The sequence below is a fragment of the Pseudomonas sp. YeP6b genome (assembly GCF_025642995.1).
Taxonomy (GTDB): domain Bacteria; phylum Pseudomonadota; class Gammaproteobacteria; order Pseudomonadales; family Pseudomonadaceae; genus Aquipseudomonas.
In genome coordinates this window covers 1,950,120-1,964,385 of the sequence record NZ_CP080090.1, presented here as the reverse complement: position 1 = coordinate 1,964,385, position 14,266 = coordinate 1,950,120, and the positions used below count along the sequence as shown (strand labels likewise).

Genomic DNA, 14,266 nt, shown 5'->3' with positions numbered 1-14,266 from the left:
ACAGGCGGACAAGCCATGAATCTGCAACTGGACAACCTGCGCAATGCCTACCTCAGCGGCGATACCACGCCGCGCGAATTACTCTTGCAGTTGCGCGAAAAAGCCGCGCAACTGAACCCTGACTATCACCTGTTTATTCATCTGCTCAGCGTGGCGGAACTGGAGCCGTACCTGGCGGCACTGGACGCTCGCGAGCCGTCCGAATTGCCGTTGTTCGGCGTGCCGTTTGCGATCAAGGACAACATCGACCTGGTAGGCATTCCGACCACGGCGGCCTGCCCGGCGTTTGCTTATGTACCGACGCGCAGTGCGACGATTGTCGAGCAACTGATCGCCCTGGGCGCGGTGCCGCTGGGCAAGACCAACCTGGATCAGTTCGCCACCGGGCTCAATGGTAGCCGCTCGCCGTATGGCGCCTGCCCCAACAGTGTATTGCCGGAATATCCAGCGGGCGGTTCCAGTGCGGGGTCGTCGTTGGCCGTCGCCCTGGGTGTGGCGAGTTTTGCCCTGGGCACCGACACCGCCGGTTCCGGCCGGGTGCCGGCGGCGTTGAATAACCTGGTGGGGCTCAAGGCGAGCAAAGGCCTGATCTCCACGGCGGGCGTGGTGCCGGCGTGCCGTACGCTGGATTGCGTCACCACCTTTACCCGCACCGCGCGCGAGGCCAGCCAGTTGCTGGCGCTGACCGCCAAGCTCGACCCGCTGGACGCCTACAGCCGCCAGAACCCGGCGTGGAATGACGCCTGCGCGTTCGGTGCACCGAGGCCGTTTCGTTTTGGTGTGCCGCGCACTCAGGACCTGGAATTCTTCGGCTACGAGCAAGGCCCACCCCTGTTCCAGCAGGCCATCGCCCGCGTGATTGCCCTCGGCGGCGAACCGGTCACGCTCGACCTGTCACCCTTCCTCGAAGCCGCGCGCCTGCTCTATGAAGGGCCGTGGGTGGCCGAGCGCTACAGCGTGGCCGGTGAACTGATGGAGCGTGAGCCCGAAGCGGTGCTGCCAGTGATCCGTGCCGTGTTGGCCAAGGCGCCGGCGGTGACGGGTGTCGACACCTTCCGTGCGCAGTACCGTCTGCAAGCCTTGAAAGCCCAATGTGATGTGTTATTGGAAGGGCTCGATTGCGTGCTGACGCCTACCATCGCCCGCCCAGTCACCTTGGAAGAACTGCGTGCCGAACCGGTGTTGCGCAACGCCGAACTGGGCTATTACACCAACTTCATGAACCTGCTGGATTACGCGGCCGTCGCCGTGCCCAGCGGCTTTATGCACAACGGGTTGCCTTGGGGCGTGACGCTGTTTGGTCGCGCATTTACCGATCAATACCTGCTGGGCGTGGCCGATGCGCTGCAGCGCCAGCAGGATGCATCGCTCGGCGCGCCAACAGGCAACGCCAGCCATGACATGACGCGGCTGGTGGTGTGTGGCGCACACCTGCAAGGGCTGGCGCTGAACGGCCAATTAGTGCGCCGTGGTGCACGCTTGTTGGAGCGCACCCACAGCTCGGCGGACTATCAACTGTTCGCCCTGGCCGGCGGGCCGCCTTATCGCCCCGGCATGCTGCGGGTGAGCGAAGGCGGCGTGGCCGTCGAGGTTGAGGTGTGGGAAGTGCCGAGCCGCGAACTCGGCTCATTCCTCACCGGTATCCCCGCGCCACTGGGCCTTGGCAAGGTGCAACTGGCGGACGGGCGCTGGGAAACCGGCTTCATCTGCGAACCCTACGGCCTGGCGGGCGCGGTGGACATCAGCCACTTCGGCGGCTGGCGCGGCTACCTGCACAGCTTGCAATAGCGGGGCGGCGCTGTATCGTGCTGGAAACTGCGCGATACAGCCCGAACCGACATGACCACACCAACCCTCTGCCCCGCCTGCGGTGCTCGCAACGACTGCACCCTGGCCGACCCGCGCACCGCCGACCAAGCCTGCTGGTGCTACAGCGTCACCATCGACCCAGCGGTGCTCCAAGCGCTGCCGGATGAACTGCGCAACACCGCCTGCCTATGCCCACGGTGTGCCCAGGTGGATGCGCAATTGCGTGGCGTTGCGCCTAAGTAATGCGCGTTGATCGTTTCCTCAGCAACCTGCCGCGTTTCAATCGCCAGCAAGTGCGCTTACTGCTGGTTGAGCGACGGGTGACGGTCGATGGCGTGGCGGTCAGCGATCCACACCACGAAGTGCGTGAGTTCAGTTGCGTGTGTGTTGACGATGAAGTGCTGCAAGTCGGCAAACCAGCGCGCTATTTCATGCTGCACAAACCCCAAGGCTGTGTAAGCGCCACGTGCGACCCGCAACACCCCACGGTCCTCGACTTACTGGATGTGCCGGACAAGGACGAACTGCACATCGCCGGTCGTCTGGATTTCAATACCACCGGGCTGATGCTGATCACCAACGACGGCCAGTGGTCGCGCCGCTTGACCCAACCGCAGACCAAACTGCCCAAGGTTTACCTCGTGCAAACCGAACAAGACATCACCCCTGAATACGCGGTGACGTTTGCTGCGGGCCTGTATTTTGCGTTTGAAGACCTCACCACCCAACCCGCCGAACTTGAGCTACTGGGCCCAAGGACCGCGCGGCTGAGCATCATCGAAGGCCGCTATCACCAGGTGAAGCGCATGTTCGGGCACTTTAATAACAAGGTGATCGGCCTGCACCGTGAGCGAATGGGGCCGTTGGTGCTGGATGATGCGCTTGCGCCGGGCGAATATCGGGCACTGACTGACAACGAAATCCGAAGGGTCTGATGACCGTTCGGCCGGTGATGGCAAAAAACCAGTTCGGCGCCTTGCGACCTGGCGTCTGTGCTGCTTGAATCAAGACGCCAGCCAAAATATGACTGGCGAGTCGCCTATAACCTCCAAGAAACACCTTGCCCCGCCCGCGCTTGATCTACGGGCCTTTGCGGCAAACAGCCCGCCCTAACAACAGCCGTCGGCCAGCCGTCATCGGGCCGACATGGGCGCTCATCTTCCAGGCGTATGCCTACCTGTCATAAAGCGTGTGCAGACTGATCTGCGCGCCCTACCCGCTTGCCAGGAGTCTTACGACATGAGGCCAGAAATCGCTGTGTTGGATATACAGGGTCAGTATCGGGTTTACACGGAGTTCTATCGCGCGGATGCTGCGGCAAAGACCATCATCCTGGTCAACGGCTCCATGGCCACCACGGCCTCTTTCGCCCAAACCGTGAAAAGCCTGTACCCGCAATTCAATGTGGTTTTGTACGACCAGCCCTACGCTGGCCGCTCCAAAATCCATAACCGCCACGAGCAGATGCTGACGAAGGAAGTCGAAGGCCAGATTCTGCTGGAACTCATCGACCGCTTCGCCGCCGAACACGTGCTGTCGTTCTCCTGGGGCGGCGCTGCCACTCTGGTAGCCCTCGCAGAGCGCCCGCGCCGCGTGGAAAAGGCAGTGATCAGCTCGTTCTCTCCGGTGGTCAACGCACCGATGCGCGACTACCTTGAACGCGGCGTCGACTACCTCGGCAACCTCGACCGCGACCGCGTCGGCCACTTGGTCAACAGCACCATCGGCAAACACCTGCCGTCGCTGTTCAAACGTTTCAACTACAAACACGTCAGCAACCTGGCCGAGCACGAATACGGGCAGATGCACTTTCATATCAGCCACGTACTCAACAGCGACCGGCTGTGCTACCTCAAAGCAGCCCGGCAAATCGACATTCCGGTGCTGTTTTTAAATGGCGAATGGGACGAATACACCAGCGCCGAAGATGCCAAGCTGTTTGGCCAGCATGTGGCCAAGAGCAGCTTCAGCACCATCCAGGCCACCGGGCACTTTCTGGATATGGAGCACAAGGCGGCGTGCCGGGACAGCCGGGACGCGGTGGTCGGCTTTTTGAAACCCGAGCGGCAGGTCAGATGGTTGCGCAATCACCAGGGCCAGACGCAGCATGCCTTTGCGATTTGAACTAACCGCTGATGTGGGAGCCGGGCTTGCCCGCGATGCAGGCGCCGTGGTGCGGCGATCCGACGAGCCAGCTCCCACACCCGCTTGATGAACGCAACTCACACATTTTTCGAAGAAAAACTTCAAATCCCGGCGAACATCTGGTACAAAGTCAGCCGCTCTGAGCGGGTATAGTTTAATGGTAGAACAGTAGCTTCCCAAGCTTCCGACGAGGGTTCGATTCCCTCTACCCGCTCCACTCAGATTTTGCGCTTGCGTCAGGAGGGTTCTGACGGGAGATGCATAAAGAAACCGGTCCTCAGTGGCCGGTTTTTTTATGGGCGTGATTTGAGGTCTCAGTTATTTTTTTCGCACAAACCTGTACAAATCAATATTTCTGTACAAGTATCAGTGCTAAGCGTTGGCGCTTCGCCGCGCATGATCACGGAGCCGGGCAATGACACGTCTACTGGTTTCATTGTTGTTGGCGCTGAGTTTAAGCAGTTGCGGCAACGTCGAAGTGGCCCACTACGCAGACCAGCAACCGCAGTTGGACCTGGAGCGTTTCTTCAGCAAGCCCGTCAAGGCCTGGGGGATTTTCCAGAAGCGCTCGGGCGAAGTGGCCAAGCGCTTTGAGGTCAATATCGCCAGCCGGCGCGAGGGCAACGCCTTGATTCTCGACGAGCGTTTCCTGTACAGCGATGGCACGCGCCAACAGCGGGTGTGGACGCTGACACCGGATGGCCCGGGGCGCTGGCGCGGTCGGGCAGGTGATGTGGTCGGCGAGGCGATTGGCGAAGTGGCGGGCAACGCACTGCGTTGGCGTTACCGACTCAACCTGCCGGTGGATGGCTCAATCTACGAAGTGAGCTTTGATGACTGGATGTACTTGATGGACGAAGACACCTTGATCAACCGTTCCAGCATGACCAAGTTCGGCGTCGAATGGGGCCAGGTCACGTTGTTCTTTCGTCGCCAGTGAGCGACCCGAAGTGAGGGCGAATCATGAATCTGCAAATGCTGACCGAATTGGCGCAAAAAGGAGAAGTTCGTGAGTTGGAACTGCTGTCGCTGGAGGGTGGTTTCTACATCGCGCGCGTCAGGTTGGATCATGTCCAGATGACGCTTTTGGGCGAGGACGCCAAGCCGATGCGCATCGGCTCCACCACGCATTTGCGCGACCTGTTGCAACGCGTTCCGCCGTTTCCCTGTGTGCTGGTGCAACACTGCGTGCACGATGAAATGTGCGGTGTACGGGAAGGGGCAATCGGCGCGTTGCGTATTCCGTTTACGTTGGCTTCGTCTCTTTAAGGCGCTTTGCGGTTTTTGACTCCCCGGCCCCAGATCGAGCTACAGGCCTCGACCGCTGATAGGCAGCGGCAGACAAACCTTAAAGACGTCGACCGAGACACCTAACTCAGACGATTCTGATCGTTGTGTAGGCAATGCCGCAAAATTCATAGCCGTTCTAGCGTTCGCCTTCAGACTGCAAATTTTGGCAATAGGAAAACCTTGAAGAAGGTTTGAAACCAGCACGCCCTCGCATCACTCTCCCCCGGCTTCGACAAAAACATTCTTATTGCCAAGAAGTATCCAATTGGATACAGTCAAAACCTGTGGGGCTCCGTGAGCTATTTGATCCAGCAAACCCAAACCTTCACTACCTGGCGCTCCGCAATGCGCGACCTGCGAGCAAAAATCGCAATTGCGCGACGCATCGAGAGAGCCAGTATGGGAAATCTGGTTGATTTCAAGACGCTGGGCGGCGGCATTTCAGAGATGCGGATAGACGTTGGTGTGGGTTATCGCGTTTATTCACCCTGCGAGGCAGAGAAATCATCATATTGCTGGCAGGTGGCGACAAGTCTTCACAAGATACCGATATCCAGCGAGCAAAAAAATTAGCAAAGGAGGTTTGATCATGGCTCAAACACTGACGACATTTGATATGGCCGAGCTGCTCGACAGTGATGAGGCCATTAGCGAATACCTTTCTCAGGTTCTGGCTGACGGCGACAACGAAGAGTTCCTCCGTGCAATAGGCTACGTGGCCAAAGCCCGTGGAATGACGAAGATTGCTACCGATGCAGGCGTGGGTCGCGAGAGTCTGTACAAAGCATTTGCCCCTGGCGCTAAACCTCGTTTTGAAACAGTCCTTAAGGTGCTTCACTCACTTGGTATTGATCTACTGGCCCGGTCTGGACACTCCAGCAATCACTCGACTATTTGAGGCGTGCGACCGCGCTGCACCACCCACGCCAACGGCAACGTCACCAACAACATCCCCGCCAGCACCACCACCGCCACCGGCACACCCAACGCATCGCCCACTGCGCCAAATACCACCGGCGCCAGCGCTCCGCCGCCAATCGTGCCGGTGTAAAACACTGCAAACGCCTGCTCGCGTTTGCCGGCCCCCGCCAGGTCCGGCACTGCGCCGTAGAGCACCGAAGACGTGCCGTTCAACGCCAGGCCCAACACCGGCAAAATTACCATCAAGCCACTCAGCGGCAGGTACACGGCTGCGACGATCAGCAGCGCTGTGCTGGTTTCCGTCAGCCAGACGGTTTTCATCATGCCGACGCAGGCACCCAGGTAGCCGCAGAGCAATTTGCCGAATGCACCGCCGATGAACAGCATAGTCAGGGCCAGGCCGATGCCCGCTGTGCCAGCACCTTTGGCCTGCAACAGGAATGGCAGGAACGTGAGAAACCCCATGCGCACGGCGCTATCAAGGGTGCCGGTGAGAATCAATGCACGCAGACCTGTGACGGAGCCCGTCCCACTGAGCGGCTTGGCTTTTTTTGCAGCGGCGGATTCGGAAACGGGAGCAGGCACCCACCACCACAGCAGCCCTGCTGCTGCCAGACCGAGCAACCCAAGGAGTGTCGCACTGACGCGCCAGCTGATGACGGTCAGTAGCAGGCCAACCAACCCAGGAATCAGGGTTTTGCCGATGTCGCCGGAAAAGTTGTACTGGGACAGCGCCTGCTTAACGCCACCACCGGCCTCATAAGCGTCGGTGATCATCGAGGACGCCAGCGGGTGCTGGGTGCTCGCTCCCAGCCCACCCAATAGCAACGCCAGCAGCAACAGGCACAGCCCGGTGGCTTGTCCCACCAATAAGTAAGCCAGACCCGCAAGCGCGGTGCCACCCACCAGCAGCGGCACGCGGCCCCAGCGTGTGGCGGCGCGGCTGGCCATGAGTTGGAACACCGCCATCATCCCGGAGTAGGCGCCACGCAACAGGCCGATCTGGGCGTAGGACAAGGCGAACTGCGCTTGCCAGATTGGCAGCAGCACATAGATAACGTCGGTGAGCCCATCGTGTACGGCATGGGCGCTGCAACCGGCAATCAGCGAACGGCGGCGAGTGGATGTTTCGCGGGCGGCCACGGCGACGGAGTCGTTCATGGTGCCTGGATCAGCTCAGGTTTAAGCGGCTTCCAACCGGTCAGGGCGATCAGCAGGGTCAGCAATTGAAAGCCGATAATCAGCGCCACGCAGCCGGCCCAGCCCCAACGTTCCCAGATCAACGCAGGAACGATGGCACCGCAACTGCCGCCCAGGTAATAACAGGTCAGGTAAACCCCCACGGCGCCCGACTTGTGGTTACCGGCTGTGGCGCTGATGAAGGCATTGGCGGCGGCCTGGGCGAGAAAGACGCCGGTGGAACTCAGCGCCAGGCCCACCACAATGCACCACAACGACGGCGCCAGGGTCAGCGCCGAACCGCTGACGCCAAGCGCGGCGGCGACCGCCAGCAGCTCGGCGTGAGGCCTGGCTTTGCTGAGGCGCCCGGCGATGGGAATCACGATCAAGGCCAGCAGAAACACCATGTAAAGCGTCCCCAAGGCCGCTGGCCCCAGGTTGAACGGCGGCAGGCCAAGGTACAAACCCGCGTAAGTAAATGCCGCGATTTGGCAGAACAGCACGCAAAAACCTACGGCGTAAGCAGCCAACAAGGGTTTACGCAAAACACCAGAGGAAGCGGCTTTAAGCCGCTCGGTTCGAGGCCGGTTGGCAGGCAACAGAAACTGGATAAACCCACCGACCATCAGGCTCAATACCGCCAGCAACTCGAAGGCTTCCCGCCAGCCGACGTATTGCGTCATCACTCCGGTGACGAAGCGCCCGGCGAACCCGCCCAACACGGTGCCCGCCACATACAGGCTGGTGACTTCAGTCACCGTCCCGCCACTCCAACGGTCGCCGATGTAGGCGACGCTGGTGGCAAACACCACAGGTATCAACATGCCTTGCACAAACCGCCACACCAACACTTCGCCAAAACTGCCGGCATAGGCGGTCATCAGCGCGGGCACCGCCAACAGCAGCGCGGCCACGGCGATCACCGTGCGCTGTGGGAAGCGGCCGGTCAGCCGGCTGACAAAGGGCGCAGTAATCGCCACAGACAAAGTGGTGACCGTGATACTCCAGCCCGCGTCCTTGGCGCTGATATGAAACTGCGCGGCGAAGGTCGCGAGAATGCTCTGGGTCGCATAGAGATTAAGAAACGCCGCGCAGCCACACAGGAACAGGGCAAGGCGGGCACAATGCAGGCGCGGCTTCATGAAACCTCTCGTTTTATTTTGTGAGGTCTTTATAGAATGGCCGACGGGTCTTAAACCAATACCGATTTTGAACCGATCAATACCCAAGGATCAGGATGCTCGACCTACGCAAGCTGCGTTACTTTCTGACGGTCGCCGAAGAATTGCACTTCGGCCGCGCAGCACTTCGCCTGCACCTGGCCCAGCCGCCACTGACGCGGCAGATCTCGGCGCTGGAAGCGGAGTTGGGGTTCAAGCTGTTTGATCGCACCAGCCGCACGGTGTCCCTCACCGCTCAAGGCCGTTCGTTCTTGCCTTACGCGCGTGGCGTGTTGGAGCAGGTTGAGTTGGCGCAGGTCATCGCCAGCAAATTGGCAGCGGGCACCGCAGGCCAATTGGCACTCGGGTATGTGAGTTCAATCGCGCTGTCGGACCTGTTCAGCCAGGCGATCCAGGCCTTCGCCCAGCGCTTTCCCGATGTGCAGTTGACCTTGGTGGAGTGCGCCTCCGGCAGCTTGGGCGCGCAAGTGGCGGATGGGCGGCTGGATATCGGGCTGAGCCGCCTGTTGCCGCAAACAGGGGAAGTCCACGCGCTGTCGCTGGGCGAAGAGCGGTTGGTGGCAGCGGTGTCCAGTGACAGCCCGTTGGCCAGGCAGGCTGCCGTCAGCGTGGCGCAGCTCGGTGCTTTTCCGTTGATACTGTTCCCGGCGGATTACGGGTCGGGGTTGAACCAGTCCATCGAGCAACTTTACCGCCACCACGGCCAGCCCTTGCGCGCCGGGCCGACCGGGCGGCAGATCACTTCGATCATTGCGCTGGTAGCCGCCGGGCAAGGCGTGGCGCTGGTACCCGAATGCACGCAAAGTTTGATGAACAAAGGCGTGACGTATCGCCCGTTGGTGGAGGCGGATGCGTGCGCGCAGTTGCTGGCGCTGACCCCGGCGATAAGAAAAAATAGATTGGCTGAGGCATTTCTCAGTGTGCTGGCAGAGGTTTTACACACTCGGTAACGCCTTCGAAAAACCCCGCAATACCTCTCTCCGGCGCCATTCCTGCGCGGTCATACACTTCATTCAACGCTTACTGAAACGCCGGTCATCGACCGTCGGTAGGTAGAGTGTTGATAATTCATTTTAAGTGGTTATAGTCACCACCAAAACACACCACAAGAAGGTGATGTGGATAGCCGATATTTGATAGGTCACATTGTTGCGCACGGCCGGTACCTGATGCGCACACGGGGCAGTCATCACCACTTCAAACACCCGACAAAACCGGGGTTAGTGACGATTCCTCATCCCAAGAAGGACCTGTTGGACAAAACCGCCAAGCGCATTTTGAAACAGGCTCTGCTCAGTTGACCGTCCCCGGAGGGCAATAGACATGCTTTACCCCATCGCAATTTCAACCGGTGACGAGAACCATGCCTGGGGCGTGGAAGTCCCGGATATTCCTGGCTGCTACTCTGCCGGCGATGATTTGGACGACGCCATGGCCATGGCCCGTGAGGCGATCGAAGGGCACTTCGAGATCCTTGCGGAAGATGGCGCGCCGATTCCCCGCGCGCAAAAAGTTACCGTGCATGCGGCCAACCCACAGTACGCCGGCTGCACTTGGGCCGTGGTGGACATTGATGTCACCAAGTACCTGGGCAAGGCGCAGAAACTCAACATCACCCTGCCCGGCTATCTGTTGAACCGTATCGATGAATACGTGCTGCATCACCCCGAAGAAAAAAGCCGCTCGGGTTTTCTGGCGTCGGCAGCGCTGAAGGTGCTGCAAAAAGAGGGATAGTTGCCATTCAGCATCGTCTGACGGTGGCGACGAACGAGCAGCGTAATCAGGCCCGTTCGTCAGCACTCAGTGCTTCGCTTTAGTCGTCACGCTGCCCGATGTGATTTTGTGGGTGGCCATTGGTGAAATTTCACCACTCATGGGGCTTCATAGAGCCTCCAGGCCCTACGGGTACCCGCACTACGCCGATTGGGTTTACTGGAACCTCTAAGCTCCGGGAGAATTTGATCGCAAGAAACGTAGTTTCCAGTCCGACGGGTAAAACTACAGTAGCCCTGTGCCTATAAATGCCTTTCGAGGAATCAGCTCATGTCCTACGAATACAAGCTCATGCCTTCCCCCGTTGGTCAGCTCACTCTGGTCGCGCGCGAAGGCAAACTCAACGCCATCCTGTGGGAAAAAGAACGCGCCAACCGCGTGCGTTTGGGTGAGTTGCAGGAGGCCAACGACAGCCCGGTGCTGTTGGAAGCCGAGCGCCAGTTGCGAGAGTATTTCGCCGGCACCCGCAACCAGTTCGAACTGGCACTGGATTTCACCGGTACAGCGTTTCAGAAACAAGTCTGGCAGGCGCTGTTAACCATCCCCTTTGGCGAAACCCGCAGCTACAGCCAGATCGCCCAGCAGATCGGCAACCCCAAAGCGGTGCGTGCGGTGGGCGCTGCCAACGGGCGCAACCCGATCTCGATCATTGCGCCTTGCCACCGCGTCATCGGCGCTTCAGGCGGGTTGACCGGGTTTGCCGGAGGGCTTGAGGCCAAGCAGTATCTGTTGGCGCTCGAGGATCGCGGTCAAGTGAAACTTGCCTTGTGATTACGCGACTGCAAGCAGTCCACGGGTAAAGGACTGGTAGTCGAACAAACACTCGAAACCCAATTTTTGATACACCGAGAAGCCCTCCACCGACGCCTCAAGAAAGCATCGTTTGGCCCCCAGACTCGACGCGAAAAGCAAGGCGGCATGGATCAATCGAGTGGCATAACCTCTGCCACGAAAGCCCATGAGCGTGCCGACATCGTTTAGCCTGGCCTCGCCATCGCATAGAGACAGCGTCAGCGAGCACCTCACCTGCCCCTCGTCGGCCAAGGTGAAGTGGTAAAGCCCTTGACCCGCTTCAAGAGCACGCTGGTGCCGGGCCTGATAACCCGCAACAATCTCGGCCGGTTTCAAGAACGCACTGGCAAAGGATTCAGTCCAATCGTTCATGGTGCGAGTCAGATTGATCTGCACATCGCTATCGTTTACCCAAGGAGCGAGGTTTGACAGTTCGAAGGCCATCGCGGTGCTCTTTTCGGCAGGCTGAAAGCCGAGCGCCGTGAGCACCGCGCTTAACCCCTTGACCTTTTCCTCGTGAATTACGATGCGTATTTCCTGCACAGTACGCCGGATCAGGTCCAGCAACGCAGTCGGTAGCTCATCCGACGAAGTGCTGCCGACTCGGATAAACAACAGGTTAAACGGGTCGAAATGTTCGTCGGTGAAATAGGCGTTGAGACAGGCGCCGTATCGGCGATGCGCTTGGCAGATTGCGGCGAAAAAATGCTCTTCGGTCTGATGGCAGAGCGCGACCAAGTCGCAGCCGGCGTTAGCATGCATGGGGATTATCCGGATAAAAACGCAGTCTTGCGCCCGCGGCTAAAAGGCGCCGTAGGCCCATTCCTAAAATCCGGGAAGAAAAAGCACAACTTTGTTCAATTATCCCAATTGTAAAAAGAAATTTCACCGTGTAGCTGCGGTCAGTATTTTCATCACCCACCTATTAGGAAAACGGTCATGAAATTCTCCGCAGTCTCCCAATCTCTGTCGCGCTGGGCAGGCAGTGCCCGGACGTTTTATGCGGCCGTCGCGTTGATTTTTCTGTGGAGCCTGAGCGGGCCGTACTTTCACTACAACGACACCTGGCAGCTGATCATCAACACCTCGACCACCATCATTACCTTCCTGATGGTGTTCCTGATCCAAAACACGCAAAACCGCGACAATGACATCCTGCATATCAAGATTGATGAGCTGCTGCGCGTGTCCAAGGATGCGCAGAACGCTGTGTTGAGCCTGGATGGGCTAGACCGCAAAGAGTTGGAGCACCTGCGCGGGCAATATCGCAGCATCGGCGACACCGGCAGCGTCAGCCTCAACAGCAATTGCGGTGAAGTGGTGGACGATGCGCTGCCGAGTAAAACCGACCTGAACCAGGCATAAAAAACGGCGATTGGAAATCATCCAACCGCCGTTTTTCATTTCATGTGACGGATTCAACCGTCGCCTTGATGACCTTTACCGTAGGTCGACGCCAGGGCACGGGCTTTTTGCAAACGCTCTTGCAGCTTAGGCAGCGTCTCGTCCACCAGCGCTTTTATCTCGGGCACATCCGAGGCCGCGCCTTCTTTCTTGAACAAGGCGATGGCGTCTTCGTTTTCCTTGACCTGCTGCGCGGTGTAAGCGGCGTCAAAGGAGTCGCCATCCTTGAGTTCGGGCATCAAGGTTTCGGCTTTGTCGACGATCTTCTCGCGCGGGGCCACCGGCAAGTCGAGCTTCTTGGCGATCGCCGCCAGATGCTGATTGGCGAGGGTGCGCTCGTTGATCACCTCGATGGTGTAGTCCTTGATTTCCTGGGACGAAGTTTTGGCGTGGGCCATGCGACTGGTTTCGATATCGGCCATACCTTTGGCCGAAGCCTGCTCGATGAATTCAGCAGGCGACTGGGCGAAAGCATTGCTGGCGCCGAGGCCCAGCAGCATCGCGAAACTGGCGGTGCGTAACCGGATAGCCATGCGGCTCATGATGGGTTCCTCCAGGGCAAAAATAGGTGCGGGGAAATACACCCCGCCCTGAATTCGAATTTTCAGGGCGGCAAAGGTTTAGAAAAAACTTCCCAGTGCGACGAACGGTCGCCGTCACATCAGGCCGGTTTGCTGCCGAACAGTCCTGGCAATGCGTGCGCCAGCGCATTGATGGCGAAGCCGATGAACATCACACCGCACAGTTTAGTGATCAGGATTTCATGGCGCTGATACACCGTGCGCACGCGCTGGGCGCCCACCACGCCGATCAGAATCGCGTAGGCCAGCAGGCCACCGATGAAGCTCAGGAAGATCAACGACGGCAGCATCGCCCAGGTCAGCAACTCGGCACGGCTGGACAGCAGCGCGGTAAATGTCGCCACCGCCACCGGGTAGGCCTTGGGGTTGGTCAGGCCGAACAGAATGCCGTGCCAGAACGGATGCCGCGCCGCGCCCTGAGGTGCATCGCTGCTGCGACGCTGGGTGCGAATGGCGCGCCAGCCGAGCCAGAACAAATACAAGCCGCTGAGCACACCGAGTACATCAAAGGCACTGCTGCCGACTTCCCGCGCACCAACAATGGCGATCAGCGCAGTACTGCACCACACCACGTCCCCCAGCAAATGCCCGCACAGAAAACCCGCACCGGCGCGGCGGCCACGCGCAGCGCCAATGCCGAACACGGCCAGGACGCCCGGGCCTGGGGTAATCCCGTAGATAAAACCCGAAGCGAGGACGGCGAGCAGCAAGGATGGGGTCATGGGCGCGACTCTGACAGACGGTTGAGAGGTGCAAGGATTCTGCACGTTCTGGGGCTATGGGTAAAACTTCATTCCTGCATAAGGCTTGGCGCGACAGGCGTGCAGACGCGAGGCTAAATCGCCCACATGCAGTTCGAGTTTGTGGCCATCGGGGTCGAGAAAGTAGAACGAAGCGCCTTCGCTGCGGTTGTCGCGCCACTCCTGGACCTTTGCCGCGCGCAGGCGCGACACCAGCGCGGGGAAATCACTGGCAGCGGCGGTGAACGCGTAGTGGGTGTACTCCGCTGCGGGTTCTGACGGGCGCGACGGGTCGAGCGACAAACACAGCCACAAACCGGGCAATGAGAGGTAGGCGCCGTTGTCCCAGGTCGCATCGAGCTGAAGGTGCAGCAGCTGATGGTAGAAGTTGACGCTGCGGTTCAAATCGGCGACGGCAAGGGTCAGGTGGTTGAGGCCTGAGAGCATGGTG

Annotated in this window: 18 protein-coding genes, 1 tRNA gene and 1 pseudogene; 14 read left to right on the top strand and 6 right to left on the bottom strand. The window is 59.4% G+C overall.

Annotation, left to right across the window (positions count from 1 at the left end; all coding sequences use genetic code 11):
• Positions 1-15 precede the first annotated feature (15 nt).
• From atzF to KZH41_RS08760, 9 genes and pseudogenes are all read left to right on the top strand, one after another.
• A complete protein-coding gene (atzF, locus tag KZH41_RS08800; protein WP_263274691.1) occupies positions 16-1,788 on the top strand; it encodes an allophanate hydrolase in 1,773 nt (590 codons plus the stop codon).
• A gap of 51 nt (positions 1,789-1,839) precedes the next feature.
• Positions 1,840-2,052 carry a cysteine-rich CWC family protein gene (locus KZH41_RS08795; protein ID WP_094951014.1) on the top strand — a complete coding sequence of 71 codons (213 nt, stop codon included), beginning with the start codon at positions 1,840-1,842 and terminating at the stop codon, positions 2,050-2,052.
• A complete protein-coding gene (locus KZH41_RS08790; RefSeq protein ID WP_242154886.1) occupies positions 2,052-2,744 on the top strand; it encodes a 16S rRNA pseudouridine(516) synthase in 693 nt (230 codons plus the stop codon). The genes KZH41_RS08795 and KZH41_RS08790 overlap by 1 nt, the downstream gene beginning before the upstream one ends.
• A gap of 304 nt (positions 2,745-3,048) precedes the next feature.
• Positions 3,049-3,933: an alpha/beta fold hydrolase gene (locus tag KZH41_RS08785; protein ID WP_263274690.1), complete on the top strand. Its 885-nt coding sequence runs from the start codon at positions 3,049-3,051 to the stop codon at positions 3,931-3,933.
• 164 nt (positions 3,934-4,097) lie between these two features.
• Positions 4,098-4,171 (top strand) — tRNA-Gly (locus KZH41_RS08780).
• A gap of 198 nt (positions 4,172-4,369) precedes the next feature.
• Complete coding sequence (locus KZH41_RS08775) at positions 4,370-4,894, top strand: DUF3833 domain-containing protein (protein ID WP_094951017.1); 525 nt, start codon at positions 4,370-4,372, stop codon at positions 4,892-4,894.
• Positions 4,895-4,917: 23 nt separating this feature from the next.
• On the top strand, positions 4,918-5,223 hold the full coding sequence (locus tag KZH41_RS08770; RefSeq protein WP_094951018.1) for a DUF6482 family protein: 306 nt from the start codon (positions 4,918-4,920) through the stop codon (positions 5,221-5,223).
• Between the two features lie 315 nt (positions 5,224-5,538).
• A pseudogene (locus KZH41_RS08765) lies at positions 5,539-5,831 on the top strand (type II toxin-antitoxin system RelE/ParE family toxin).
• A gap of 2 nt (positions 5,832-5,833) precedes the next feature.
• Positions 5,834-6,142: an addiction module antidote protein gene (locus KZH41_RS08760; RefSeq protein ID WP_094951019.1), complete on the top strand. Its 309-nt coding sequence runs from the start codon at positions 5,834-5,836 to the stop codon at positions 6,140-6,142.
• On the opposite strand, the gene KZH41_RS08755 is transcribed toward KZH41_RS08760, so the two are convergent.
• Both KZH41_RS08755 and KZH41_RS08750 read right to left on the bottom strand, forming a co-directional pair.
• Positions 6,127-7,326, bottom strand: a complete 1,200-nt coding sequence (locus KZH41_RS08755) for an MFS transporter (protein ID WP_263274689.1) — start codon at positions 7,324-7,326, stop codon at positions 6,127-6,129. The two genes, KZH41_RS08760 and KZH41_RS08755, sit on opposite strands and share 16 nt — an antisense overlap.
• Complete coding sequence (locus KZH41_RS08750) at positions 7,323-8,486, bottom strand: MFS transporter (RefSeq protein WP_263274688.1); 1,164 nt, start codon at positions 8,484-8,486, stop codon at positions 7,323-7,325. Before KZH41_RS08750 ends, KZH41_RS08755 begins: the two co-directional genes overlap by 4 nt.
• A gap of 95 nt (positions 8,487-8,581) precedes the next feature.
• Between KZH41_RS08750 and KZH41_RS08745 the strand changes: the two genes are divergently transcribed.
• The 4 genes from KZH41_RS08745 to KZH41_RS08730 all read left to right on the top strand — a co-directional run bounded on the left by KZH41_RS08745 (position 8,582) and on the right by KZH41_RS08730 (position 11,069).
• Complete coding sequence (locus KZH41_RS08745; protein WP_094951022.1) at positions 8,582-9,475, top strand: LysR family transcriptional regulator; 894 nt, start codon at positions 8,582-8,584, stop codon at positions 9,473-9,475.
• A gap of 168 nt (positions 9,476-9,643) precedes the next feature.
• Complete coding sequence (locus KZH41_RS08740; protein WP_263274687.1) at positions 9,644-9,826, top strand: type II toxin-antitoxin system HicA family toxin; 183 nt, start codon at positions 9,644-9,646, stop codon at positions 9,824-9,826.
• A gap of 22 nt (positions 9,827-9,848) precedes the next feature.
• On the top strand, positions 9,849-10,259 hold the full coding sequence (locus KZH41_RS08735; protein ID WP_094951024.1) for a type II toxin-antitoxin system HicB family antitoxin: 411 nt from the start codon (positions 9,849-9,851) through the stop codon (positions 10,257-10,259).
• Between the two features lie 309 nt (positions 10,260-10,568).
• Positions 10,569-11,069, top strand: coding sequence for a methylated-DNA--[protein]-cysteine S-methyltransferase (locus KZH41_RS08730; protein ID WP_263274686.1), 501 nt, complete (start codon positions 10,569-10,571; stop codon positions 11,067-11,069).
• On the opposite strand, the gene KZH41_RS08725 is transcribed toward KZH41_RS08730, so the two are convergent.
• Positions 11,070-11,852 (bottom strand): GNAT family N-acetyltransferase, encoded by a 783-nt coding sequence (locus KZH41_RS08725; protein ID WP_263274685.1) that lies wholly within the window; start codon positions 11,850-11,852, stop codon positions 11,070-11,072.
• A 177-nt stretch (positions 11,853-12,029) separates the two neighbouring features.
• Here KZH41_RS08725 and KZH41_RS08720 point away from each other — a divergent pair, with 177 nt between their 5' ends.
• A complete protein-coding gene (locus KZH41_RS08720) occupies positions 12,030-12,455 on the top strand; it encodes a low affinity iron permease family protein (RefSeq protein ID WP_094951027.1) in 426 nt (141 codons plus the stop codon).
• A 53-nt stretch (positions 12,456-12,508) separates the two neighbouring features.
• Here the strand turns inward: KZH41_RS08720 and KZH41_RS08715 are convergent, their stop codons facing one another.
• From KZH41_RS08715 to fos, 3 genes are all read right to left on the bottom strand, one after another.
• Positions 12,509-13,036 carry a DUF4142 domain-containing protein gene (locus tag KZH41_RS08715; protein WP_094951028.1) on the bottom strand — a complete coding sequence of 176 codons (528 nt, stop codon included), beginning with the start codon at positions 13,034-13,036 and terminating at the stop codon, positions 12,509-12,511.
• Positions 13,037-13,155: 119 nt separating this feature from the next.
• Positions 13,156-13,797, bottom strand: a complete 642-nt coding sequence (locus tag KZH41_RS08710) for a LysE family translocator (RefSeq protein WP_094951029.1) — start codon at positions 13,795-13,797, stop codon at positions 13,156-13,158.
• 54 nt (positions 13,798-13,851) lie between these two features.
• Positions 13,852-14,262 carry a fosfomycin resistance glutathione transferase gene (gene fos, locus KZH41_RS08705; RefSeq protein WP_242154875.1) on the bottom strand — a complete coding sequence of 137 codons (411 nt, stop codon included), beginning with the start codon at positions 14,260-14,262 and terminating at the stop codon, positions 13,852-13,854.
• Positions 14,263-14,266 lie beyond the last annotated feature (4 nt).